The sequence below is a fragment of the Pseudomonas sp. FG6 genome (assembly GCF_057809015.1).
This window is the reverse complement of record NZ_JBMDJD010000005.1, coordinates 160,960-184,449: the sequence shown is the minus strand read 5'-3', so window position 1 is coordinate 184,449 and position 23,490 is coordinate 160,960. Positions and strand designations below refer to the sequence as shown.

The window sequence follows — 23,490 nt, the reverse complement described above, 5'->3', positions numbered from 1 at the left end:
GAGTCTGGGGATTGCTGCGTCGCGCCCGTGAAACCCAGTTGCTGCCCGCGATCAATGTGAAGCGGGTTTACCGGGTGATGCGTGATCACAATCTGCTACTTGCACGCCGGATCAAACAACCCGGTGTGCCGCGCCGGCACGAAGGCCGTATTGCGGTGCAAACCAGCGATACACGTTGGTGTTCGGATGGCTTTGAGTTCCGCTGCGAGGACGGCGCCAAACTGAGCGTGACCTTCGCCCTGGACTGCTGTGATCGCGAAGCCATCGGGTGGGTCGCCAGCTCGTCCGGGTACAGCGGCGATGATATCCGCGACTTGATGCTGGAAAGTGTAGAGAAGCGCTTTGGTGATCAACTGCCTGCAACGCCGGTGCAGTGGCTCAGCGATAACGGTTCGGCCTACACCGCCGAACAGACGCGCCTGTTTGCTCGGCAGATTGGTTTGCAGCCGGTGACCACACCTGTGCGCAGCCCGCAGAGCAACGGCATGGCCGAGAGCTTCGTGAAAACGATCAAGCGTGACTACGTGGCGCACATGCCCAAGCCGGATCGAGAAACGGCGCTGCGTAACCTGGCAATTGCCTTTGAACATTACAACGAGCAGCATCCGCACAGCGCTTTGAACTATCGCTCACCAAGGGAGTTCAGGCGTTTGGCGGCAGCATCAATTTAACGGGGAGTTGGTGTCCGGTTTTGTAGGGGCAAGTCCACTGACTGAGGCGATCGGATAGCGCGGCCGGGGACAGCAGAGAGTGATTTTTCGCGAAGGGACAGTTGGACCTTAGACTGGGGGCATCCTTTTCAAACCATCCAAAGCATGCCCTCAGATATGCCCCCAATGTAGCAATCCACTGGAAGTGTATGGAGCTCCATGGTTGGTGGAAAGGCAAAAATGATCAGCTAAACAGCCTGCCAAACGACGCCTAAAGACTCTCGGGGTCGCCAAAAAACATCTGAATCCGCGAACGCAACCAACGCTCCCCCGGATCATTGTCCTGAGACCCGCGCCACGCCATGTGCAGTTCGAAGCTGCGCACCGGGATGGGCGGGTCTTCGGCGCGGACGCCGCCGGCGGCAGTCAGGGCGTCGGCGGTGTAGTCGGGCACGGTGGCGATGATGTCGGTGCCTGTCAGCAGCGTGCTCAAGCCATTGAACTGCGGCACGGCCAGGACGACATGGCGCTTGCGGTCGAGCTTGGCCAATTCTTCATCGATAAAGCCGCTCAGGTCGCCCGCGAAGGACACCAGGGCGTGGGGGCGGGCGCAGAACTCGTCCAGGGTCAGTCGGCCCGGTGCGGTGTCGGCCCGCAGCACTTTCGGCAAGCTGCGGCGCAGGACCTTGCGCTTGGCGTTGGCCGGCAGGTCGTCGGTGTAGCTGACGCCGATGGAGATTTCACCCGAGGCCAGCAGGCCCGGCATCAGGATGTAGTTGACCCGGCGCACCACCAGCACGATGCCGGGCGCTTCGGCGCGCAGGCGCTTGAGCAGCATCGGCAGCAGGGCGAACTCGGCGTCGTCCGACAGGCCGATGCGGAATACCGAGGTGCTGGTAGCCGGATCGAATTCGGCCGCGCGGCTGACCGCCGTGGAAATCGAGTCCAGGGCGGGCGAGAGCAGGGCAAAGATCTCCACCGCCCGGGCCGAAGGTTCCATGCTGCGGCCGGTACGCACGAACAGCGGATCATCGAACAGGCTGCGCAGGCGCGACAACGCCGCGCTGATGGCTGGCTGGCCGAGAAACAGTTTCTCCGCCGCGCGAGTCACACTGCGCTCATGCATCAAGGTTTCGAACACGATCAACAGGTTCAGGTCGACACGTCTCAGGTCATTACGATTCATCTGGGGTCCTGGCAGATTCGGCAAGCTTGACGTGAGCGGCCATATGGGAACAATGGCCGGCATGAATCTTACGGGGAAAGGTTGGTACTCTGCACCGGCTAATTGAATTTTCTTAGGTTCTGTACGAAAAGCCTTGATACTCGTTCATGCTGCGTTGAAAACAGCCTCGCTTGACCTTCGTCTCAAGACTTTTCGTACGGAACCTAGCGCGTGGTCCTATAGGACGGGATCGATTTCTTACTGCGGAATCAATGACAGGCATGTCGACTATTAATAGCCACTGATGGTCTTGGGCACAAAGCCCGGATAGAGTTCAGGGCATTAGAGGTTACTTTGACGAGGTTTGCGATGTCCCGCACGATCCGTTTTCACAAGTTTGGCGGTGCCGAGGTGCTCAAGTGCGAAGAGCATGCGGCGGCTCTTCCTGCTCCAGGAGAAGTGCAGGTCCGTGTCGAAGCGATCGGCATCAGTTGGTATGACACCCTTTGGCGCCAGAACCTGGCGTCGTCCCAGGCGCGCCTGCCTTCCGGGTTGGGCCATGAAATGGCCGGCGTGGTCACGGCTGTCGGCGATGATGTCGATGACCTGGCCGTGGGCGACAAGGTCGCCAGCTTTCCTGCCGTGAGTCCGAACGATTACCCGGTGTATGGCGAAGTCATCGTGCTGCCGCGTACCGCGTTGACCCGTTATCCCGACGTGCTCAGCCCGATCGAAGCCGCTGTACACTACACGCCGCTGCTGATCGCATATTTCGGCTACAGCGACCTGGCACGGGTCAAGCCGGGGCAGTTCGCCCTGGTCACCGATGCCAGCCATTGTGCCGGACCCTCCTTCGTGCAACTGGGCAAAGCCCTGGGTGTGCGAGTGATCGCCGCGACCAAGACGGCTGACGAACGTGACTACCTGTTGTCCCTGGGCGCGGAGAAAGTCATCGTTACCGAAGAGCAGGATTTGCTCATGCAAATCAACAAGCTCACCGACAACCGTGGCGTCGACGTGGTGTTCGATGGCCTCGGCGGGCCGCAGATGTCGCTGCTTGGCGATGTGCTGGCGCCGCGTGGCAGCCTGGTGTTGTACGGCTTGCAGGGTGGCAACCAGACGCCATTCCCGGCGTGCGCGGCGTTCCAGAAGAACATTCAGTTCTTCGTGCATTGCATCGGTAATTTCACCGGCAAGCCGGAGCTGGGCATCCTCCAGGACACCGTGGCGCTGCAGCGAGCACTGCGCGACATCAATCAGCTGACCGCCGACCGCGTGCTGCTGCCACTCAAGACCCGGGTCTTCCCGTTCTCCGAGTTTGTCGAGGCGCACCGGTACATGGATGAATGTCCGTGCCGCGAGCGTGTTGCCCTCCAGGTTGTCGACCCCGCCTGATACCTTCTGTCTTGCGCAAGAGTCCTTGTCCTCGGCTCTTGCGCTGTCTTCGGCCTGATTGGCCCGCCCTCGTGGTTCCCGCTTTTTCTTCCCTGACGACGCTGTGCGTGGCTCGCTGCCTGTGCGGTTGGGATTGTTTGCCTGCTCACATCTGAACTGGTTTTTTCCTTCAATCTGTATCTTCTAATCAATATTTAAGTCCTGATAATTGAACGCTGATTTCCATCTCAAGGAAGAAGTCGTGGCGCGGTATAACTTTTTCGGATGTCGCTGTCCTTCAGGGCGAATTCAAGATACATCGAAAGCTATTTGGTGTGTGGCTATCTATCGGCTGTATGGGAAGTGCAGTAGGGCGGGGCGACAACTGAAGTTCGGCATGTTCTTTATTTCTCGTGCTAATTGTCTGTGGGACGCTGTAAGAATTCTCCTAGGACGTCCCATAAATCCGGCGAAGTCCAATGATTACGTGGCTTTCAGGCCGATCTGGCGGAAGGCTTGGTCGATGCCTGGGCGGATGTGTCAAATAATTACAGCGAGCAAAGTTTGAAAGTATTGCCAATACTCTCTGCAGTACTAGAACTTCCCCTCTAGACCTATACGTCGCACAGCATTGGCGCGGGTGCGACGCCGATATATGAATTTCCAGGTAAATGGCTATGAGTGCAATTCATGAGCAGGCAATGACTCACGTGTATCAACAGGTATTGCAACGACTGTCCGGTTTTTATTCAAGGGCGGAACGTACCGCGTTGCAGCTTTTGATCCAGCGTCTGATTATCGCTGCCGGAGGCATCGAGCGGATCGGCGAATATCGCGTGCTGACGGTCCAGAACGGCGGACGGGATGGCTTCTACGTGCTCACGGCGTTGCGGGCCGCGCAGTTGAGCATCGCCGGCAGGCACCCGGTGACCTTCACCTTGCGCGTCGCCACGCCACGCTTGAGCGAGACGACCCAGGCCACCCTGGAAAACATCCACCGTTGCTACAACGCGTTGTTTGTCTACGACGATCCACGGGTGGAACTGCTGATGGCGGATAACCGCGAGGTATTGCCGTTCAATCATCGCCAGCCGCTGTCGGCGGCGGGGCATGAAGCCAGTCGCGTGGACATGCTGGTCCTGGGCCACCTTCGTTCCGGCGACAGCCCGCTTGAGGTGGGCGACGACGGCTACCTGACGATGGCGGAGTTCTACCGGCACATGGCTCGTTGGGAGTCGGGAGTGGATTCGCTGGTCAGCAACGACACGCCGCGTCAGCAGAAGCAGTTCATGTCGGGCCTTCAACGGGCAGCGCGCAAGCTCGGCCTGGCCAGCGACGCCCCGGGTGGCTTCGATACGCTCTTTGCCCATCTCGATGGCCTGGGCGGTGATCTCTATCAACATTCCTACGGCCCGCAACTACTGGGTACGTGGAAGCCCGAGGGCAGCTTCGAAGCCTGTCGCCGGGTGGGGCATATCGGTATCGACGACTTGATGGTCGATCGCACGGAAGGCACCAACTGGCCACTGTTCAATGAGTTTCTGGGGATACAGGCCGAAAGCCTCATGCCGTCGGCGCCGGAGAACGAGTACGTCAACCCGCTGTTGCTGGCGCATCTGCATGGCCTGCAAGCCTGGTACCTGCAAGGGCGCAGCTATGACGCGGGGTATGGGGACTACGTGCAGCGGGCGATCATGGTCATGCATCGCAAGCAAATGTCGGAGCATGCTTGCCAGCAGGCTCGGGCCCTGTACGGCTCACCGTCGTCGATCCCCGAGCGCCGCGCCCGGGCTGCCATCGAAGCGCAGAAGACCCTGGGCCTCAACGAAGCGCAATTGGTCTGCATGTTGTTCTCCCCCTTCGTGGAGCAGGGGGCGCGCCTGGAGAATTTCCTGCGTTGCTGCCATCCCGGCATGCTGGTGGCGATGCCTGACCTGCACAAGGCCATGCAAGGCGCCGCGGTCGCCGATCAGGTGACGCAATGGATGGTCGATGTCAGTGGCCTGCCCGTCGGTACGCTGGGCAAGCTGTACCACACCCGTGTTGCGCTGCCGGAACAGGACGTTACGCCGGGGGCTGATCCGCAGCCCATCGATGATGGGCAGGGCGCCGATGGCTTGCGTGAACGTTCGGCCGGGCACTGAGGAGCATGGTTTGACGGATTCACCTAACCCGTACCCGGCCGCCGTGTCCCGTGGCCTGGCGCCATGAAAGACAGTCGCGAGACGCCTTTCGCCTATCAGGCGGTCTATCGCTATTTGACGACCCTGATCAACGAGCTGGGGGCCGATGCCCGGGTGCGCCTGCCATCGTTGCGGCAACTGGCTGAACGGCTGAATGTATCGATTTCCACCATCCAGTACGCGTATTCGTTGCTGGAAAAGGAAGGGCGGGTGTACTCGGTGGCCAAGTCCGGCTACTACGCGCTGCCGGTGCCCAGCGTGGCACCCCTGGACGACGGCGACGATTTGCTCGAAACCTTGTACGTCAGTGCGCGGCGCCCCGGCATGCGGGTGCTCAGTGGCGACGAGCCGGCTTCGATCCAGCCACTGGACAGCCCGCTGTTGGTGCTGGAGCGTGAGCTGCTGCGCCAGTACCCGCGTTCTTCGCAGACCCCCTCGCAACCCTGGGGTGAGCTGGAACTGCGTGCGGCCCTGGCGGCGCGCTACACCTGCTCACCGGCGCGCTGCTGGAACGCCGACGACGTCTATGTGGGCGCCGACTTGCGCGGCGTCCTGGAGATCCTGATCACCGTACTGGGGCTCAAGGGGGCCGTGGTGCTGATCGAATCGCCCTGCGACTGGGCGGTCTTGCGCCTGTTGCAGGCGGCCGATGTCCAGGTTGTCGAGTTGCCGTTGCTGGCTGGCGGCGGGATCGACGCCGAGCAACTGGAGCATTTGCTGCAAACCGAAGCGGTGCGCCTGGTGGTGCTGTCGTCGGTGCTGAACATGCCCAAGGGAACGGTTGTTCCTGAGGACGACCGCCGTGCCGTCGCGCAGTTGCTGGATCGATACGGTACCCGGGTTCTGGAGAACGACAGCTACACCGACCTGGCCTTCGCGACGGGGGTTACGCCGTTTCGGGACCTGCTCGATCCGGATCGGTTGATCGTCTATTCCACGCTCGACAAGACCATCGGTCCCGAAGCACCGTACGGCTACGTGCTGTCGCGCCAGTTGACCTTGCATTTGCAGCGGCATTTCCTGCTGCGTGCGTTTCGTGTGTCGCCGATTCGCCAGAAAGCCATTGCCCGCCTGTACGGCAATGGGCGGGTCGACCAGCACCTGTTGGTGTTGCGGCGCTTGCTGCGGGAAAGCGCGGTGTCCACGACTCAATTGCTGCACGAGCGGTTGGGGGACAGCCTGCAATGGGTCGAACCCCAGGGCGGCGCGACGATCTGGATGCGTTCGTCGCGCCGGGTCGACCTGCGCCGGGTCTTCCACCGCCTGCTGGCGCAGCGCATTGCCGTCGCGCCGGGGGAACTGTTCAGTCTCCAGGGGTTGTACACGCAACACCTGCGTCTGACCCATGCCATGGCAAGCGCCGAGGACCTGGAGGCGGCGCTCTGTGCGCTGGGCGATGCCTTGCGGCTCGAACAATCGTGAGAGCGGCGTGGATCGAACCCATCGCGTCACGGTCGAACTGTCAGTAAACTGCATCCCATTTCCCGAGCCACTCCATCCAGAGGTTTTGCATGACAGTCAGTCCATTTGCGGGCAAGCCGGCACCGGCCGCGTTGTTGATCGATATCCCGCGACTGGTGACGGCCTATTACACCGGCCGGCCCGATGCTTCGGTTGCGACCCAACGTGTAGCCTTCGGCACCTCGGGCCACCGGGGCAGTTCCTTCGATCTGGGGTTCAACGAGTGGCACGTGCTGGCTATCAGTCAGGCCATCTGCCTGTACCGTGAAGCCCAAGGCATCACCGGGCCGCTGTTCGTGGGGATCGATACCCATGCGTTGTCGACGCCGGCCGGTGCCAGCGCGCTGGAAGTCTTCGCCGCCAACGGCGTGACCGTGATGATCGCCGAAGGCGATGAATACACGCCCACGCCTGCGGTTTCCCACGCCATTCTCTGCTACAACCGCGGCCGTACCAGCGGCCTGGCGGACGGCATCGTCATCACGCCGTCCCACAACCCGCCGCAAAGCGGTGGCTACAAGTACAATCCCACCAACGGCGGCCCGGCCGACACCCATATCACCAAGTGGATCGAAGCCAAGGCCAACGAGCTGCTGGCCAACCAGTTGGCTGGCGTCAAGCGCATCAGCTACGAACAGGCATTGAAGGCTGGCACCACCCACCGCCACGACTACGTCAATACCTACGTCGCGGACCTGATCAACGTCATCGACTTCGATGCTATCCGCAATGCCGGCCTGCGCCTGGGCGTCGACCCGCTGGGCGGCGCGGGCGTGCGTTACTGGCCGGCCATTGCCGAGCACTACCGCCTGGACCTGGACGTGGTCAACACCGAGGTGGACTCGACCTTCCGCTTCATGACCGTCGACTGGGACGGTCAGATCCGCATGGACCCGTCGTCCAGCCACGCCATGCAAGGGTTGATCGGCTTGAAGGAGCGTTTCGATGTGGCCTTCGCCTGCGACCCGGACCATGACCGTCATGGCATCGTGACACCGTCCGGCGGCCTGCTGGCGCCGAACAACTACCTGGCGGTGTCCATCGATTACCTGTTCCAGAACCGCCCGCAATGGCGTGCCGATGCTGCCGTGGGCAAGACCGTGGTCAGCAGCGGCCTGATCGATCGCGTGGCCCGGCGCCTGGGCCGTCGTCTCTATGAAGTGCCGGTGGGCTTCAAGTGGTTTGCCGATGGCTTGTTCGACGGTTCCCTGGGCTTTGGCGGTGAAGAAAGTGCCGGTGCTTCGTTCCTGCGCAAGGACGGTGGCGTCTGGAGCACCGACAAGGACGGCCTGATCCCGGCGCTGCTGGCGGCGGAAATGACCGCTCGCACCGGTCGCGACCCAAGCCAGGCCTACCGCGCCCTGACCGACGAGTTGGGCGAGCCGTTCTCGGTACGCGTCGATGCCAAGGCCAGCCCGCAGCAGAAGGCGCTGTTGAGCAAACTGTCGCCGGAGCAGGTCGCTTCCACCGAGCTGGCCGGAGAAAAGATCCAGGGCATCCTCAGCCATGCGCCCGGCAACGACCAGGCCATCGGCGGCCTGAAGGTCATGACCGAAAACGGCTGGTTCGCGGCGCGTCCGTCCGGCACCGAGGACATCTACAAGATCTACGCCGAAAGCTTCATCGGCGATGAGCACCTCAAGCAACTGGTGGGCGAGGCCCAGGCGTTGGTCGACGCAGCGATCAGCGGCAAATGACCGTCGCCGTGGCGAGGGCTGAGCCCCTCGCCACGGCAGCTGGCCGGCCTGCGTTGCTGCGGTGACACATTCACTTCATCGCCTAAATCCATGACTTAAAAGCTTTTGGGTGGAACCCGAAGGCAAATTTAGACACCATAGCCGGGATGATTCAAAGCCCCGGAGTCCCAGCGTGTCGTCACCCACTCCCGATCTACCCCCCGAACTTTTACCCCTGGCCCATATGCCGTGGCTCAAGCGCCTGGCTGCCCGATTCTTCGGTCATGGCCTGACGCGCCTGCGCGCCCAGCACCGGGCCTCCTGGCTGCATGGCCAGGCCGACGGCTTTCGTAGCGGTCACACTGCAGGTTTCGACTACGGCTATAAGGAAGGCAAGGCCGAAGGGCTGGAAGAGGGGCGTCAGGTCCTGTTGATTCGTGATTCACGCAGCACCGAGCATCCGGCCCCTCAGGTCGACGATTTGTTGTTCGATGACTGGCGCCTGCCGTTGACGGCCGAGTTGAAAAAACGCGTGAAGGCCGACGTCGCGCGCTTGCTGTCGCCGTCTGCGCAGCCCAGCGCCGCGCAATGGAAGATGATCTTCAGCGACACGCCTTCCACCTCGGTGGTGGCCGGCGCCGGTGCCGGCAAATCCACTACGCTGGTGCTGCGCATTGTGCTGCTGGTCCATTACCTGGGGTTTGAGCTGGACTCGATGACCGTAGTGACGTTTACCCGGGAGTCGCGCAAAGACTTCATCCGTAAGCTGATCGAGGTGTTTGCCCTGTGGGGACGGGCGCTCAACCTCCAGCAAGCGCGGGAACTGGTGCGAACCTTCCACTCGCGGCTTTTGCCGATGGTGCGCAGCCTGCCCGGGCTTGAGCGGCTCCAGGCGTTTGAAACCCTGAGCCATCGCACAGGGCCGGACGATGCGGAGCTCGACAGCAACCCTTTCGATTTGCGAATCAACGATGCCCAGCGCCAGCAGCTCAATGCCTGCTATAGCGCCCTCTACCGGCGTGATGAACGCTTCCGTGAGCTGATCCAGTCGTTATCCCGGCATGCGTTGCAGCTCAAGGAATTGGAACGCGATCATCCGGATGTCCAAAAGCGCGTGGCTGTGACCGAGCTGGCTGCCCAGCGCGATGAGCAGCTGTGCGACAGCATTGAAGATCTCTGGCGGCGTGCCGGCGCCTGGCCCATCAAAGGCATCGAGCCACGGCGCCAGCGGTTCGAGATCAACGGTTCGACGTTCCATTGTCATGGCTACATTGCGGCCTTGGATGCCTGGGTCATGCTGGGCTTCGATCCGCAGGAAGATGGTCGGCTCAGCCGCCCAGGGGCCAAGCTCAGTATCCGTGCGGAATGGGCGGTCAAGCGAACCTTGTTTCAAGCTTTCTGCCGTAAGCCATTGATATGGCTTGATAGTTACGAAGGCTCAAAGCGCGTCCTGGGCGCCCAGGCCGGGGACGCCAGCGCTGGGCCCGGGTTCGATTACAAGGTCAAGGGGGAGCTGGTGTCGGCGCCTTTGCTGGACGGCTTCGTGCTGGCCGCGGGCTTTATCGAAAACCTCGGCCTGGATGTACCGCAGGCCGTGGGGCAGATGTCCTTTGCCCAGGATGATCCCGACCGCTATTTCTTCGAGGCCCTTAGCCGCTATTGGCGGGCGTTCGAAGACCATCTGCTCGATCAGTCGCCACCGGTCATGACCTATAACCGCATGTTTGCGCTGTTCAGCGAACATTCGCCGGAAAATTTCCAGCTGCTGGGCGATGCTTTGCTCAGACCCATGTCGCATCTGATGATCGACGAATTCCAGGACGTTTCGCCGCAGATCGTCTCCTGGTTGCGCGCGAGCCTGCGCGAAGTGCGTCGACGCGGGCCTGCGTTGCATGTGGGGCGTGGGGCGCAGCACTCATCCCTGCTGTGCGTCGGTGATGACTGGCAATCGATCTATGGCTGGCGGGGCAGTTCGCCGAGTTTCTTCATGGGGTTCAACAAGCAGTTCCCATCGCCGTCGACGACTCGGGTGATGCTCACGGACAACTACCGCAGCCATCAATACATCATCGATGCGGCTGAGCACGTCGTCCGCACGGCTACGGCCATCCCGGGGAAAAAAGCCAAGGCCACGGGCGCGGCTCGCCAACCCAATCCGGTCCAAGTGCTGGATCGGGATGACCCAGGGTTGGCGCGACGGCTCGAAGAGCACTATCGCCAGGGCGATTCAATCTTGATGTTGTATCGAAAAAGTTCGGATAAGTTATTGATAGAACAGCTTATTCAGCCAATAGTTAATGTCGATTCTAGCTTGCCGTACGAAGCGCGGCGCTTGCGACAGATGACTTATCACAGCGCCAAGGGACTCCAGGCCGATGCGGTGTTCTTGCTGGGCGATTGCCAGCATTTGACCCGTTCTCCCTACAAGAACCAGGTCTATCGAATGGCCGGGTTGGGTCAGGAAGGCGACATGGATCCCTACGACACGGCCCAAAAAGACGAGATCCTGCGCCTGGCCTACGTGGGCATCACCCGCGCCGTGCAACATTGCTATTGGTATGTCGACGGCCAGGACGGCCAGGCTGCCAACGGACCCAAGGCCTCGGACCGCATCGGGACGGGCCAGGCGTTTTTTGCCGACCACCGCCAGTCCCGCAATGGCAAGGCTGTGGGCGGGTAAAGCCAGCGCCCACAAAAAAGCCCACGTTTGTGGGCTTTTTTGTCAGGAAGCGAACCGTCGCAATCCCACCGGCGGTACAAAAGCTTCCAGCTCGGCTTCTACTGCCTCGATGATTCGCTCAACGTCAGGGGCGTTCATCACGGTCGCGCAGGGGATGCCGGCGATCGCGATCATGGTTTCACCGCTGGCACGGTCGAACAGTCGGGCGACCATGCTGCCCGGCGCGTCCATGCTCGCCTCAAACCCCATTGGATGAAAATGCCAGCGCATCAACTGGCAGGCGTTGGGAAACGTAACCTTGCTGAAAGATCCTCTATTCATCTGTTGCCCGCCTTCTTCATCAAGCGCTTCCATTTGCTCATGTCAGGAAGGAAGAGCCGTCATGGCTCTACCAGTGAGAACTAAAAATAGCACCTGAAAATGAAAGTCATGTGGCTTTTTTCAGGCCGTTTGGCGATTGGTTCACTTTTTTTGATCTGCATCACGACTTAGACGTTCGCGACCAGAATGCCATTATTTATCGAGCGCAGGGTCCTCGGGTTCAACCCGTGGAAACGGTGCGCCACTCATGGAGGCCACGACCAGGGCCAGGAGCAGCATCGCCAGGGCCACGGTGAAGGTCATTTGCAAACCTTCGACAACGGCCTCGGGCGTGGCGCGGGTGATGTCTTGCGTCGCCACGGCGGCCGCGAACACCGCACCTAGCACGGCGGCACCGGTAAACAAGCCAAGATTGCGGGACAGGTTGAGCAGCCCGGCAATGACGCCTCGCTGATGGGCCGCGACATCGACCATGACTGCGGTGTTGTTGGCGGTCTGAAAGAGGGCATAGCCCAGGGTGGTGATCACGATAGCGCTGATATAACCGCCCAAGCCCAATGCCGGTGAGAGCAGCGACAGCATCAGGCTGCCCGCGACCATGGTTGCCAGCCCGACGACGCGCATCCGTTGCTGGCCGAACCGATCCGCCAGGCGTCCGGCGGGCATAGCGGCCAGCGCGGCCACGCCAGGGCCTGCCGCCAGGCTCAGGCCGACGAGTGCTGCGGGCAGTCCGAGGGCAATGGACAGGTAGAACGGCCCGACCAGCAACGTCGCCATCATCACCGTCGCCACCAACGCGCTTGTCGTCAGTCCCGAAACCAACGACCGATCCCTGAACACCGCCAGCGCGATCAGTGGCGACGCTGCCCGTGCCTGAGCGAGGACGAACAACCCGGCGCCCAGGATCGCCACCAGCAGCAAGGCGATCTGCGGCCAGCCGAATGTTCCGCGTCCCAGGGTCATGGCCAAGGCATAGGCCGCCAGCGTGCCCGCCAGCAGCAGTGTGCCGCTGATGTCGAATCGTGAACCTGGGCTGCTCACGGGGGCTGGGCCCTTGGGGAGCGAGCGCCAGGCCAGCAGTAATGTCAGCAACCCGAGTGGTACGTTGATCAAGAACAACGCGGGCCAACCGAACCCGGCGATCAACGCGCCACCGAGGGACGGGCCCAGGGCGGTGCCGACCGCCGACAATGTTCCGAGCAGGCCCATGGCACTGCCGGTTCTTTCCTTGGCGATTGTCTCGCCCACCAGCGCCAGGGTCAGCGTCATCATCACGGCAGCCCCGAGGCCTTGTACGGCGCGGCCCACCGTCAGCCACCCGAGCGTGGGTGCGACCGCACACAAGGCCGAGGCCGCTGTGAACAGCGCGATGCCGGCCAGTAACAGCTTACGACGCCCCCACAGGTCACCCAGGCGTCCGACACTGACGATCAGTGTGGTGATGGCCAGCAGGTAAGCGAGCACCACCCATTGGACCTGCTGGAACGAAGCGTCGAACGCCTGGGCCAACGCGGGCAGGCCCACCGACGTGATGCTGGCTCCCAGCGAAGCCAGCAGGGTCGAGAGCGCCAGGCTGGCCAATGCCCAGCGTGGCGCATCCAGGGGAGGAGGTGTGTCTTGGGGTGTATGGGTGGGTTTCATGGCGTCCTCACGGTCTGGCGGTGCTGAAAAATGCAGCTGTCAGAACGTTACGCTCGCGGCTAACATGGCGGAAGACGCAGCATTTGCAGGTTATAGCTGCATGTAACGCCATCTGTGTGGAACCATGCTTATGTCTTCACCCGACCTGAATCTACTGCTCACCCTCGATGTGCTCCTGGCGGAAGGCAGCGTGGCCGGCGCCGCACGACGACTGCGACTCAGCCCGTCAGCCATGAGTCGGGCATTGGCGCGCTTGCGCGAGACCACCGGTGATCCGCTGCTGGTGCGGGCAGGGCGTGGCTTGGTCCCGACGCCGCGGGCGATAGCGTTGCGCGAGCAGGTCAGTCAGTTGGTCCAGGACGCCCAGGCCGTGCTGCGCCCCGTGCAGGCACCGGACCTGGGGCGATTGAAGCGAACCTTCACCTTGCGCACCCGCGAAGGGTTCGTGGAAAACTTTGCCATTGACTTGATTGCCCGGATAAACGAACAGGCACCTGGCGTGCGCCTGCGTTTCGTGGAGAAAACCAACAAGGACAGCACCGCGTTGCGCGAGGGCACCGTGGACCTGGAAACAGCGGTCGTGGACCGGGACACCAGCCCGGAGTTGCGGACCCAGGCGTTGTTCGTCGACCGTCTTATCGGCGTGGTGCGCGCAGGGCACCCGCTGTGCGAGCGTGAGATGAGCGCGGTCCGGTACACGGCAGGCCAGCACATCGGTATTTCCATGCGCGGCCTCGATCAAGGTCCATTCGACCTCGCGCTGGAGTCGATGAACCTGTCCCGGGAAGTCATCACCACCGTGCCGGGATTTTCTTCCGCGCTGGGGCTTGCCCGGGCCAGCGACCTGATCGCGACCGTGCCCGAACGCTACACCGCCAGCTTACGGACGGGCATGCACAGCTTCACGCTGCCGTTTCCGGTGCCAGAGTTCACCATCGCGATGTTGTGGCACCCACGAATGGACGCCGCCCCGGCGCACCGCTGGCTTCGTGGTTGCTTGCGGGAAGTGTGCGGGCGCAAGGCCCAGCATCAGCCTTAGGCTCAAACCCAGAACCTTAAACAAATCCCCTGTGGCGAGGGAATGGTCGTCGAGTCTTCGACGCTCCGCTGTTGCGCAGTGAACCAGGCCCCGTGGCGAGGGGATAAATCCCCTCGCCACAGGTTTGGCAGCGTCTGGGTTAGAGCAACTGGTTCCCATAGTTTGAACTGTGTGCTTCAGTCTTCCTTGCGAATGGTCGCCACGTCGTCGGCGCGGACGCGGACTTTCTTGCCGGCAATGTCTTCGAACTCGTAGAAACCATCAGAAGTGCGGGTGTTGGGGATGTCCTTGGTCAGATACTGGGTGCCGTTCTGCAAGGTCACCACGGTCGGCGAGGCGCAACCGGCCAGGGCCAGGAATGTCGCAGCGACCAAGGGCAGGCTGAGTAACCTGATGTTCATAACCATAACCTCTCAAAAAAAGGCACGAGTCCACTGATTCGACCGCGCCATCACTTAGTTAATCGCCATTGGTCCCGCTTGCCGTAGGAAAGTTCATCGTTCCGTGCAGGATTTCACCTTAAATATAGGGGACCGTTCATCTTTTGCAGTTGCCTGACCCCGTCCTAGCTGTTATCTGTACGCATAACCAGTACTTCGGCACCCTTGGCGCTTCTCCCGTGACAGCCACTCCGCTCGACGATCCTTTCTATTACCTGAACAACTTCCAGCAGGTGCTCGCCTGGTTGACCCAGCGCTATGCCGACGTGCTCAGCGCCGAGGAACAGCGCTTCGTCGAGCAGTTCGCCGCGTTGCCTCGTCCATCCCAGGGCCTGCTGGTGCGGATGGTCATGCGCAAGGGGTTGCGATTCCGTCATAGCAAGCTGCGTTATGGGGAGATCGGCGAGATTGCCAGTGCTGTCGAGCCGCTGCTGGCCTTGGGGTGGGTCGACGAGCATGCGCCTTTGGGGGTGGAGGAGCTGTTCCAGGTCCTGCTCAAGGAGGAAATTCTCCTGTGCCTGGGCCACTTGATCGAGCAACCCCGGTCGAAAAAGGGCCAATGGCTCGAGGGCCTGGCGCAAAGCTGCAGCCAACCGCAGCCGTTCAAGGCCTGGTGCCCGCAGCTTGAGGAACGCTTGTACAGCCTGACGATCATGGCGCTGTGCGACCGCTTGCGGCTGTTGTTTTTCGGCAACCTTTACCAGGACTGGTCTGAGTTCGTCCTCGCAGACCTGGGCATCTTCACCTATGAAAGCGTTGAGTTCAGCGACCAGTCCCGTGGCCTGCGCAGCCGCGAGGATGTCGATGCCTGCCTGTTCCTGCACGCCTGCCAGCAGCGTTTCGAAGCGGGGGAGCCCATTGCGCAGATCGTGGCCGAGGTCAACGGGCAAGTCCTGGACAACCCCTGGCTGGAACGGCGCCGGGGCAAGCTGCTGTTCCAGATCGGCCAGCATGGCGAACGCATCGGTGATTTCGCCCTGGCGCTGGGTATCTATCGCGATTGCGCGTACCCGGGGGCGCGGCTGCGGATGATTCGCGTGTTGGAGCGTGTGGGCGAATATGCCCTGGCCCTCGAAGTGGGCGAAGTGGCGATGCAATCGCCACAGAGTGCCGCCGAGACCCAGGCACTGCTCAGGATCGTGCCCCGGCTACGACGCAAGCTGGGTGGGCCGCCGGTACCACGAACCATGGCCCGGGATGTGGAGCGGCTGGATCTGCACTTGCCCCGCGTCGATCCGGACCTGTCGGTGGAATACCACGTCCAGGCTCACCTGCACGACGAACACGCGCCGGTGCATTACGTCGAGAACAGCCTGGTCAATTCGCTGTTTGGCCTGTTGTGCTGGCCGGCCATTTTCGCCCCCTTGCCCGGGGCGTTTTTCCATCCGTTCCAGCGCGGGCCGGTGGACCTGCTCCATGAAGATTTCCATGCCCGGCGCGCCGAGCTGTTCGCCACGTGCCTGGAAGAGTTGGAGGACGGCCGTTACCGAGCCACCATCACCCGTCGCTATGGCGAAAAGTGGGGTGTGCAGTCGCCGTTCGTGTTCTGGGGCGCGTTGTCCGAGGAACTGCTTGAACAAGCCTTGGAGTGCCTGCCGGCCCGGCACCTGCGGCATTGGTTCGAGCGCCTGCTGCTGGACATCAAGGCCAATCGCGCCGGCATGCCGGACTTGATCCAGTTCTGGCCGCAACACAAGACCTACCGCATGATCGAAGTGAAGGGCCCCGGCGATCGCCTGCAAGACAATCAACTGCGCTGGCTGGAGTTCTGCCAGGAGCACCAGATGCCGGTTGCCGTCTGTTACGTGCAGTGGACCGAAACGAGCGCGGAGCAGGGCGCATGACCGAGGCGGCCGGCTACAGCATCGCGGTGCGGGCACTGTGTGAGTTCACCGCCAAGACCGGTGATCTCGACCTGCGTTTCACCCCTTCGCCCACGGCCCTCGAAGGCATCGTCGGCCATCGCACCGTGGCGTCGAGGCGCAGCGAGGGTTATCAGGTCGAAGTGAGCCTGGAGGGGCGCTACCAGCGCTTGAAGGTCAAAGGCCGGGCCGACGGCTACGATCCGGTCCGCAACTGCCTGGAAGAAGTGAAGACCTACCGGGGCGACCTGGCCAAGCAACCGGCCAACCACCGCCAGTTGCATTGGGCCCAGGCGAAAATCTACGGCTGGCTGATGTGCCAACAACTGCAGTTGCCCCGCATCGACGTGGCGCTGGTGTATTTCGACATCGTCAGCGAAAAGGAAACCTGCCTGCCCCAAGGCTTCGAGGCGGCGCAACTGCAGCTCTTTTTCGAAGAGCAATGTGCGTTGTTCCTGGCCTGGGCCGAACAGGAAATGGCCCACCGCCAGGCGCGCAACCTGGGTGCCCAAGCGCTGGTGTTTCCCCACGCCGGCTTCCGCCCGGGACAGCGGCACCTGGCCGAGTCGGTGTTCAAGGCCATCAGCACCGGCCGTTGCCTGATGGCCCAGGCGCCGACGGGCATCGGCAAGACCGTCGGCACACTGTTCCCGATGCTCAAGGCACTGGCGCCGCAGCAGTTGGACAAGGTGTTCTTCCTCACGGCGAAAACCCCGGGGCGCCAGTTGGCGCTGGATGCCGCCCGGGTGATCAGCGAAAGCGCGCCGGCGATGCCGTTGCGGGTGCTGGAGATGGTGGCCCGGGACAAGGCCTGTGAGCATCCGGACAAAGCCTGCCATGGCGAGTCCTGTCCGCTGGCCCGTGGTTTCTATGACCGTCTGCCCCAGGTCCGTGCGGCGGCGAGCCAGGTGATGCTGCTCGATCAGGCCGCGTTGCGGGCCATTGCTCAGGCCCATGGGGTGTGCCCGTATTACCTCAGCCAGGAAATGGCCCGCTGGGTCGACGTGGTGGTGGCCGACTACAACTATTACTTTGATTTCAGCGCCTTGCTCTTCGGCCTGGCCCAGTTCAACGGTTGGCGGGTCGCGACGCTGGTGGACGAAGCCCACAACCTGGTGGAGCGGGGCCGGCAGATGTACAGCGCGACGCTCGATCAGTCGTCCCTGGCGACGCTGCAAAAAAGCGCCCCCGAGCCGCTGAAGAAGCCTTTGCAGCGGGTCAACCGCCAATGGAAGGCGCTGCATGAACCCCAGGTCGCGGCCTATCAGGCGTATGAAAAGCCGCCGGAAAAACTGCTCCAGGCGTTGACGCAGTGCACCACGGCCATCGGCGATTACCTCAACGATCATCACCACTTGATTGAAGTGAAGGGCCTGGATGGCGAGTTGCAGGCGTTCTACTTCGACGCCTTGCAGTTTGGCCGGGTGGCGGAATCGTTCGATGAGCACTTTCTGTTTGACATCCACAAGCGTGAATACGGTCGCCAGCGCAGCGCATCGACACTGTGCTTGCGCAACGTGGTGCCCGCCGGTTTCCTGCGGCCCAGGTTCACCGCGTCCCGCGCCAGCGTGCTGTTTTCCGCGACCTTGAGTCCGCGACATTACTACGCCGACCTGCTGGGAACGCCGGCGGACACGGTGTGGATCGACGTCGAATCGCCGTTCCAGGCCGAACAACTGGACGTGCGCGTCGTCAGCCGGATCTCCACCCGGTTTGCCCATCGCCAGGCGTCCCTCGACCCGATCGTAGCGCTGATGGCCCGCCAGTTCAGCGAGCGCCCGGGCAATTACCTGGCGTTCTTCAGCAGCTTCGATTATTTGCAGCAAGTGGCGACGCTGTTTGCCGAGCGACACCCGCAGATCGGCATCTGGACGCAATCGCGCGGCATGGGTGAAGCCCCTCGGCAGGCGTTTCTCGAGCGTTTCATGGAACACAGCCAAGGCATTGGATTTGCGGTGCTGGGCGGAGCGTTCGGCGAAGGGATCGACTTGCCAGGCTCGCGGCTGATCGGAGCGTTCATCGCGACGCTGGGCTTGGCGCAGTTCAACCCGGTCAACGAGCAAATGAAGCAGCGCATGGCCGCGATTTTTGGCGATGGCTACGATTACACCTACTTGTATCCCGGGCTGCAAAAAGTCGTACAGGCCGCAGGCCGGGTCATCCGTACCCAGCAGGATCGGGGGGTGGTGATGTTGATCGACGACCGTTTCGGTGAGGCGAAGGTGCAGCGATTGTTGCCGCGCTGGTGGTTGATCCAACGGGAAACACTCGAATCCGCCTGAAGGCAGGCAGGCTGCTTGGCAGCCCATCGCGAGCAAGCTTTGCTCCCACAGTGGTTTTGCGGGTGTATAGAGAACTGGTATCCGCCTCAGATCCCGGTGGGAGCAAAGCTTGCTCGCGATGACGGCTGCACTTTCAACCTGCCCATGACCGGCACCCCCCATTGGGCGGCAAGAGTTTTTCCTGATGGGGACTTGCTCCATACTGCAAAAAAAAACTCACACGGATGCGTCGGCCAACATGCTCGAGAATCACCGCAAGACCACCCGCCTCATTGAGGAACAGCGCTTTCGCTTGCTCATCGACGCCGTGGTCGACTACGCCATCTACATGACCGATCCCTCGGGCATCATCACCAGTTGGAACTCTGGCGCACGGCGTTTCAAGGGTTATGAAGAGTCCGAGATCCTCGGCCAGCATTTTTCCCGCTTCTACACCGAACAGGACCGCGCCGTCGGCCTGCCGCAACAGGCGCTGGACACCGCCTTGCGCGAGGGCCGTTTCGAAGGCGAGGGCTGGCGGGTGCGCAAGGACGGCACGTTGTTCTGGTCCCATGTGGTCATTGACCCGATCATCGACAGCCAGAACGCCGAGCTGCTGGGTTTCGCCACGATCACCCGTGACCTGACCGATCGCAAGATGGCCGAGGAAACCCTCAAGCAAAGCGAGCAGCAATTTCGCCTGCTGGTACAAAGCGTCACCGACTACGCCATCTACATGCTCAACCCCGAGGGCCTGGTCACCAACTGGAACCAGGGTGCGCAGCGGATCAAGGGGTATCTTCCGACGGAAGCCATCGGCCGGCATTTTTCCATGTTCTACACCCCCGAAGACCGCGCCGCCGGGGAACCACAGCGGGCGCTGGGTGCTGCCAGCAGCGAAGGGCGTTTCGAAAAGAAAGGCTGGCGGGTGCGCAAGGACGGCACGCGGTTCATGGCCCATGTGGTCATCGATGCCATTCGCAGCGACACCGGCACCTTGTTGGGTTTCGCCAAGATCACCCGCGACATCACCGATGCTACCCAGGCCCAACTGGCCCTTGAGCAAGCCCGCGAAGCGTTGTTCCAGTCCCAGAAGCTGCAAGCCATCGGCCAGCTCACCGGCGGCATCGCCCACGACTTCAATAACCTGTTGACGGTGATCCTCGGCAACCTGGAAATCGTGCGCAAGCGCCTGCCGGCGGACCCTAAGCTCACCCAATTGCTCGACAACGCGACCCAGGGCGCGCAGCGCGGCGTGTCCCTGACCCAGCGGATGCTGGCCTTCGCCCGTCGGCAGAAACTGGTGGCCGAACCGGTGGAACTGTCCGCGCTGGTGCACGGCATCAGCGGCTTGCTGCAAAGCTCCATGGGGCCGTCGATCGACATCCAGGCGCATTTCTCACCGCTGTCGCCCGTCCTGGCCGATGTCAATCAATTGGAGTTGGCGATCCTCAACCTCGCGACCAATGCCCGCGATGCCATGCCCCAAGGCGGGCGGATCGTGATTGCCGCCCAGGAACGCCAAGGCAGCGAACTGGGGCCCGATGCCTCGACGCTGGCGGGGCGCTATATCTGCCTGTCGATCACCGACGAAGGCGAGGGCATGGATGAGGCGACGCTGGCCTTGGCTGTGGACCCGTTCTTCACCACCAAGGGTGTCGGCAAGGGCACGGGGCTTGGGCTGTCCATGGTGCATGGTCTGGCCGAACAACTGGGTGGCCGCCTGGTGCTCAAGAGCCAGAAAGGCGTCGGCACCCGAGCCGAATTGTGGCTGCCGGTGGCGCAGAGTGCCGCGCCGGGCAAAGCGCCTCTCGCGCCCGTGAACGCATCGTCAGTCAATGAGCTGCTGGTCCTGGTGGTCGACGATGACAGCCTGGTGCTGACCTCCACCCGGTTGCTGCTCGAAGACCTGGGGCATCGGGTCCTGTGTGCCTCGTCGGGTGTGCAGGCCCTGGAAACCTACGGACGCAATCCGGACATCGACCTGGTGGTCACCGACATGGCCATGCCGCAGATGGACGGCGCGCAGTTGGCAAAACTGCTGCGCGACCGCCAACCGAGCCTGCCGATTGTCCTCGCCACCGGTTACGCCGAACGCCTGGAGGGTTTTGCCACGCAACTGCCAAGGCTGACCAAGCCCTTCAAGCAGATCGATCTGGTGCAAATCATTGGCCAGACGATGAAGTAGAATTTTCCTGAACACATGCAGGGGCCTGCTTCGCACGCCAGCGGGAGCAAGCTCCCTCGCCACGGGGCCAGCGTTTTTCTTGATTGAACAGAACATTCGAGAGTGGGCGTGAGATGAGGGAGCCCGCCCTGTGAAGACGCCCCGTTTATCCGCACACTTCTCAACCCAAGGGAATTTTTCGCCGTTGCCGGCGCTCTGCAAAAGAAGAGACGTACTGACTCAGCGTCCGCCAAGAACCCAAGAGGCCCTTATGACTGCGCTGACACCCCTGCAATCCCGGCCTGCCACCGTGCACCCCGTCCGCCCGGGCGCGGCGGCAGGCCCAGGTGCTGGCCGTGGCGATGGTGGAGGGGCGCGACCCGTTCCTCGACGCGCTGGGGCGCTGGTGCGACTCGTCGGAGTTTGGCTGGACCTATAAGGAATTGGACCCGGATGTGTTCGGCGAGGAGCTGCTCACCCCGGGTTACCAGGACGTGGAAAGGATCGCCGTGGTCGCGTTGGTCGTGACGCGCATCGGCGCAGGTATCGGAGGGAACATCGATGAACAGGCGTCTGAAATTCGGCATTGAAGAGGAATACTTCATCACCGACCTGCAAACCCGCTGCATGCCCGCGCACCCGTCCGAGGCGGTGGTCGCGGCCTGCCGAGCCGAGTTGGGCAAGCACTACGCCCATGAAATGTTCCAATGCCAGGTCGAGATGGCGTCGCCCATCTTCAGCAACATGGCCGAGGCCGCCGACTACCTGGCCCAGGTGCGCAGCGGCCTGGTACGGCGCCTGGCGCCCCACGGCCTGGGGCTGTTGAGCGCCGGCTCGCACCCCATGGCGACCCCGGACCTGCAACCCACCGACGAATTGCATTTCCAGCAACTGTTCGATGACTACCAACGGGTGGCGCGGCGCAGCGTGCTGTCGGGCCTGCACGTGCACGTGGAGGTGCCGGTGGACCGCGATCGGGTGCGGGTCATGAACGAGATCCTGCCGTGGCTGCCGATGCTGTTGGCGCTGAGCACATCATCGCCATTCTGGAACGGCGCCTACAGCGGCTTCAGCAGCTACCGCCAGACGGCTTGCGATGAATGGCCACGCATGGGCGTGCCGGAATTCTTCCCGGACGAAGCGGCGTTCTCCAGTTACGTCGACCTGCTGATGCGCACCGGCTCCATTCGCCAGGCCAGCGACTGCTGGTGGATTTTGCGGCCCTCGTCGCACTATCCCACCCTGGAGTTGCGGATCTGCGACGCTTGCCCCCGGGTAGAAGACGCTCTGTGCCTCGTCTCGCTGTTTCGCGTGATGGTGGCTTACGCCATCGCCCACCCCCAGCCCGGGGCCCATTACAACCCGATGTCCTACTGGATCCTCAAGGAAAACCGCTGGCGGGCCAAACGCCACGGGATCCTCGCCGAGTTCATCGCCGAGGGACAGGAACAGCCGATGCTGACCGGCGAATGGCTCACGCTGGCGGAACAGACGTTCGGCGAAACCGCTGCCGAACTGGGCGCCCAGGACGTGTTCAAGCTGGCCCGGCGGATTGTGCAGGAGGGCACCAGCGCCGATCGGCAAATTGTTATCTACGAACAAGGGCTGCTGCTGGGCGATTCGACCCAGCAGGCCTTGAGCCGCGTGGTGGATCAATTGTTGTCGGAAACGGCCGGAATGCCGGTGGCTGCTCCGGCCTTGCAGCAAGTCGCAGGGGGGACCTGAACAGCGAGCCCCCGGCGATGACGGTGGGCGTTACCTTGATGAACGACCCTGTTCTTGGTCGTCCTCCAGCTGGATGCCTTGAACACCGATGTCCGACTCCAGGGCCAGCAGGTACTGACGCAAAGCCTGGCGCGTCGCTTCTTCGCGCAGGCTCTGTCGGACCTGGGTCACCACTTGCGCGTAAGGCAGTGGCTTGCGCTCCTGACGGTCGTCAACGGCGATGACGTGCCAGCCGTAGCGCGAAGCCAAGGGGCGGTCGTACAAGCCGACCGGCAGACGGTGCAGCGCCTGGTCGAGTTCCGCGACGGTCTGCCCGGAGGTCAGCCAACCCAGCTCGCCGCCTTGGTCTTTCGACGGGCAGGCGGAGTGCCGTTGCGCCAGCTCGGTGAAGCGCTCGGGGTGCGGTTGCAATTCGCTGAGCAACTCCTGAGCCAGTTTGTAATGGGCGTCCCGTAAGACTGCATCGTCGGGAGCTGCCGGCAGCAGAATGTGCCGGACCCGCAACCGGGTCGGCTCGCAGAAGCGCTCGCGGTGGGTATCGAAGTAGCGCTGGCAAGCGGTTTCATCGGGCTCGGGCACTTGCAGCTCACGCTCCAGCAGGGTGGCGACGGCCTGGTCGTTTTCAGCTTCGCTGAGTGTGGTCAGGCCAAGCATCGCCGCGCGTTGTGCCAGTAATTCGCGCACCACCAGCGCGCGCGCGGCGGCGAGTTGCGCTTCGACCAGCGAGGCCGCGGGGTGGAAGGGTGTCTCCCGGGCAATGTCGGCTTCGCTGAGCAGCGTGTCGCCCACGCGGATCACCGGGGCGGGAGCATCGGGCAGGTTTTCGACAGCGATCATATCCATGA

At 62.3% G+C, this 23,490-nt stretch carries 16 protein-coding genes and 1 pseudogene; 12 read left to right on the top strand and 5 right to left on the bottom strand.

The genetic code is table 11. The features are described 5' to 3' along the window. A partial coding sequence (locus ACODSJ_RS05375; RefSeq protein WP_489100743.1) for an IS3 family transposase occupies positions 1-671 on the top strand: 671 nt, incomplete at its 5' end. A 250-nt stretch (positions 672-921) separates the two neighbouring features. Here the strand turns inward: ACODSJ_RS05375 and ACODSJ_RS05370 are convergent. Continuing rightward, positions 922-1,836 (bottom strand): LysR family transcriptional regulator, encoded by a 915-nt coding sequence (locus tag ACODSJ_RS05370; RefSeq protein ID WP_489100742.1) that lies wholly within the window; start codon positions 1,834-1,836, stop codon positions 922-924. 348 nt (positions 1,837-2,184) lie between these two features. Between ACODSJ_RS05370 and ACODSJ_RS05365 the strand changes: the two genes are divergently transcribed. The 5 genes from ACODSJ_RS05365 (at position 2,185) to ACODSJ_RS05345 (ending at position 11,189) form a co-directional block, all read left to right on the top strand. Continuing rightward, positions 2,185-3,210, top strand: a complete 1,026-nt coding sequence (locus tag ACODSJ_RS05365) for a zinc-dependent alcohol dehydrogenase family protein (protein WP_489100741.1) — start codon at positions 2,185-2,187, stop codon at positions 3,208-3,210. 656 nt (positions 3,211-3,866) lie between these two features. Then, a complete protein-coding gene (locus ACODSJ_RS05360; protein ID WP_489100740.1) occupies positions 3,867-5,333 on the top strand; it encodes a hypothetical protein in 1,467 nt (488 codons plus the stop codon). 63 nt (positions 5,334-5,396) lie between these two features. Next, entirely contained in the window at positions 5,397-6,794 is a 1,398-nt protein-coding gene (locus ACODSJ_RS05355; RefSeq protein ID WP_489100739.1) for an aminotransferase-like domain-containing protein, read from the top strand. 89 nt (positions 6,795-6,883) lie between these two features. Further along, a complete protein-coding gene (gene pgm / locus ACODSJ_RS05350; RefSeq protein WP_489100738.1) occupies positions 6,884-8,530 on the top strand; it encodes a phosphoglucomutase (alpha-D-glucose-1,6-bisphosphate-dependent) in 1,647 nt (548 codons plus the stop codon). A 172-nt stretch (positions 8,531-8,702) separates the two neighbouring features. Next, on the top strand, positions 8,703-11,189 hold the full coding sequence (locus tag ACODSJ_RS05345) for a UvrD-helicase domain-containing protein (protein ID WP_489100737.1): 2,487 nt from the start codon (positions 8,703-8,705) through the stop codon (positions 11,187-11,189). A gap of 42 nt (positions 11,190-11,231) precedes the next feature. Here ACODSJ_RS05345 and ACODSJ_RS05340 read toward each other — a convergent pair whose 3' ends face one another. Beyond that, the gene (locus ACODSJ_RS05340) at positions 11,232-11,510 is read right to left on the bottom strand and encodes a DUF1652 domain-containing protein (RefSeq protein WP_047226440.1); all 279 of its coding nucleotides are present in this window, start codon (positions 11,508-11,510) and stop codon (positions 11,232-11,234) included. 192 nt (positions 11,511-11,702) lie between these two features. Then, a complete protein-coding gene (locus tag ACODSJ_RS05335; RefSeq protein WP_489100736.1) occupies positions 11,703-13,151 on the bottom strand; it encodes an MFS transporter in 1,449 nt (482 codons plus the stop codon). A gap of 130 nt (positions 13,152-13,281) precedes the next feature. Here ACODSJ_RS05335 and ACODSJ_RS05330 point away from each other — a divergent pair, with 130 nt between their 5' ends. Beyond that, positions 13,282-14,190 (top strand): LysR family transcriptional regulator, encoded by a 909-nt coding sequence (locus ACODSJ_RS05330; RefSeq protein ID WP_489100735.1) that lies wholly within the window; start codon positions 13,282-13,284, stop codon positions 14,188-14,190. Positions 14,191-14,366: 176 nt separating this feature from the next. On the opposite strand, the gene ACODSJ_RS05325 is transcribed toward ACODSJ_RS05330, so the two are convergent. After that, on the bottom strand, positions 14,367-14,591 hold the full coding sequence (locus ACODSJ_RS05325; protein WP_489100734.1) for a YgdI/YgdR family lipoprotein: 225 nt from the start codon (positions 14,589-14,591) through the stop codon (positions 14,367-14,369). Between the two features lie 218 nt (positions 14,592-14,809). On the opposite strand from ACODSJ_RS05325, the gene ACODSJ_RS05320 reads away from it, so the two are divergent. The 5 genes and pseudogenes from ACODSJ_RS05320 to ACODSJ_RS05300 all read left to right on the top strand — a co-directional run bounded on the left by ACODSJ_RS05320 (position 14,810) and on the right by ACODSJ_RS05300 (position 22,645). Continuing rightward, positions 14,810-16,474, top strand: coding sequence for a VRR-NUC domain-containing protein (locus ACODSJ_RS05320; protein ID WP_489100733.1), 1,665 nt, complete (start codon positions 14,810-14,812; stop codon positions 16,472-16,474). Beyond that, entirely contained in the window at positions 16,471-18,774 is a 2,304-nt protein-coding gene (locus tag ACODSJ_RS05315; RefSeq protein WP_489100732.1) for an ATP-dependent DNA helicase, read from the top strand. The genes ACODSJ_RS05320 and ACODSJ_RS05315 overlap by 4 nt, the downstream gene beginning before the upstream one ends. A gap of 238 nt (positions 18,775-19,012) precedes the next feature. Beyond that, complete coding sequence (locus tag ACODSJ_RS05310) at positions 19,013-20,941, top strand: hybrid sensor histidine kinase/response regulator (protein ID WP_489100731.1); 1,929 nt, start codon at positions 19,013-19,015, stop codon at positions 20,939-20,941. A gap of 335 nt (positions 20,942-21,276) precedes the next feature. Next, positions 21,277-21,510 (top strand): annotated as a pseudogene (locus ACODSJ_RS05305) (SAM-dependent methyltransferase); the annotation flags it as partial. Beyond that, positions 21,482-22,645, top strand: coding sequence for a carboxylate-amine ligase (locus tag ACODSJ_RS05300; RefSeq protein WP_489100730.1), 1,164 nt, complete (start codon positions 21,482-21,484; stop codon positions 22,643-22,645). The pseudogene ACODSJ_RS05305 and the gene ACODSJ_RS05300, both read left to right, overlap by 29 nt. A 30-nt stretch (positions 22,646-22,675) precedes the next feature. Here ACODSJ_RS05300 and ACODSJ_RS05295 read toward each other — a convergent pair whose 3' ends face one another. Further along, positions 22,676-23,488, bottom strand: a complete 813-nt coding sequence (locus ACODSJ_RS05295; protein WP_489100729.1) for a peptidylprolyl isomerase — start codon at positions 23,486-23,488, stop codon at positions 22,676-22,678. Positions 23,489-23,490 lie beyond the last annotated feature (2 nt).

Bases quoted from the DNA above. Each gene is read 5' to 3' on its own strand.
- ACODSJ_RS05340 (WP_047226440.1), bottom strand. From the start codon at position 11,510: ATGAATAGAGGATCTTTCAGCAAGGTTACGTTTCCCAACGCCTGCCAG.
- ACODSJ_RS05330 (WP_489100735.1), top strand. From the start codon at position 13,282: ATGTCTTCACCCGACCTGAATCTACTGCTCACCCTCGATGTGCTCCTG.
- ACODSJ_RS05360 (WP_489100740.1), top strand. From the start codon at position 3,867: ATGAGTGCAATTCATGAGCAGGCAATGACTCACGTGTATCAACAGGTA.
- ACODSJ_RS05315 (WP_489100732.1), top strand. From the start codon at position 16,471: ATGACCGAGGCGGCCGGCTACAGCATCGCGGTGCGGGCACTGTGTGAG.
- pgm (WP_489100738.1), top strand. From the start codon at position 6,884: ATGACAGTCAGTCCATTTGCGGGCAAGCCGGCACCGGCCGCGTTGTTG.
- ACODSJ_RS05300 (WP_489100730.1), top strand. From the start codon at position 21,482: ATGAACAGGCGTCTGAAATTCGGCATTGAAGAGGAATACTTCATCACC.
- ACODSJ_RS05295 (WP_489100729.1), bottom strand. From the start codon at position 23,488: ATGGATATGATCGCTGTCGAAAACCTGCCCGATGCTCCCGCCCCGGTG.
- ACODSJ_RS05370 (WP_489100742.1), bottom strand. From the start codon at position 1,836: ATGAATCGTAATGACCTGAGACGTGTCGACCTGAACCTGTTGATCGTG.
- ACODSJ_RS05365 (WP_489100741.1), top strand. From the start codon at position 2,185: ATGTCCCGCACGATCCGTTTTCACAAGTTTGGCGGTGCCGAGGTGCTC.
- ACODSJ_RS05325 (WP_489100734.1), bottom strand. From the start codon at position 14,591: ATGAACATCAGGTTACTCAGCCTGCCCTTGGTCGCTGCGACATTCCTG.
- ACODSJ_RS05310 (WP_489100731.1), top strand. From the start codon at position 19,013: ATGCTCGAGAATCACCGCAAGACCACCCGCCTCATTGAGGAACAGCGC.
- ACODSJ_RS05355 (WP_489100739.1), top strand. From the start codon at position 5,397: ATGAAAGACAGTCGCGAGACGCCTTTCGCCTATCAGGCGGTCTATCGC.
- ACODSJ_RS05335 (WP_489100736.1), bottom strand. From the start codon at position 13,151: ATGAAACCCACCCATACACCCCAAGACACACCTCCTCCCCTGGATGCG.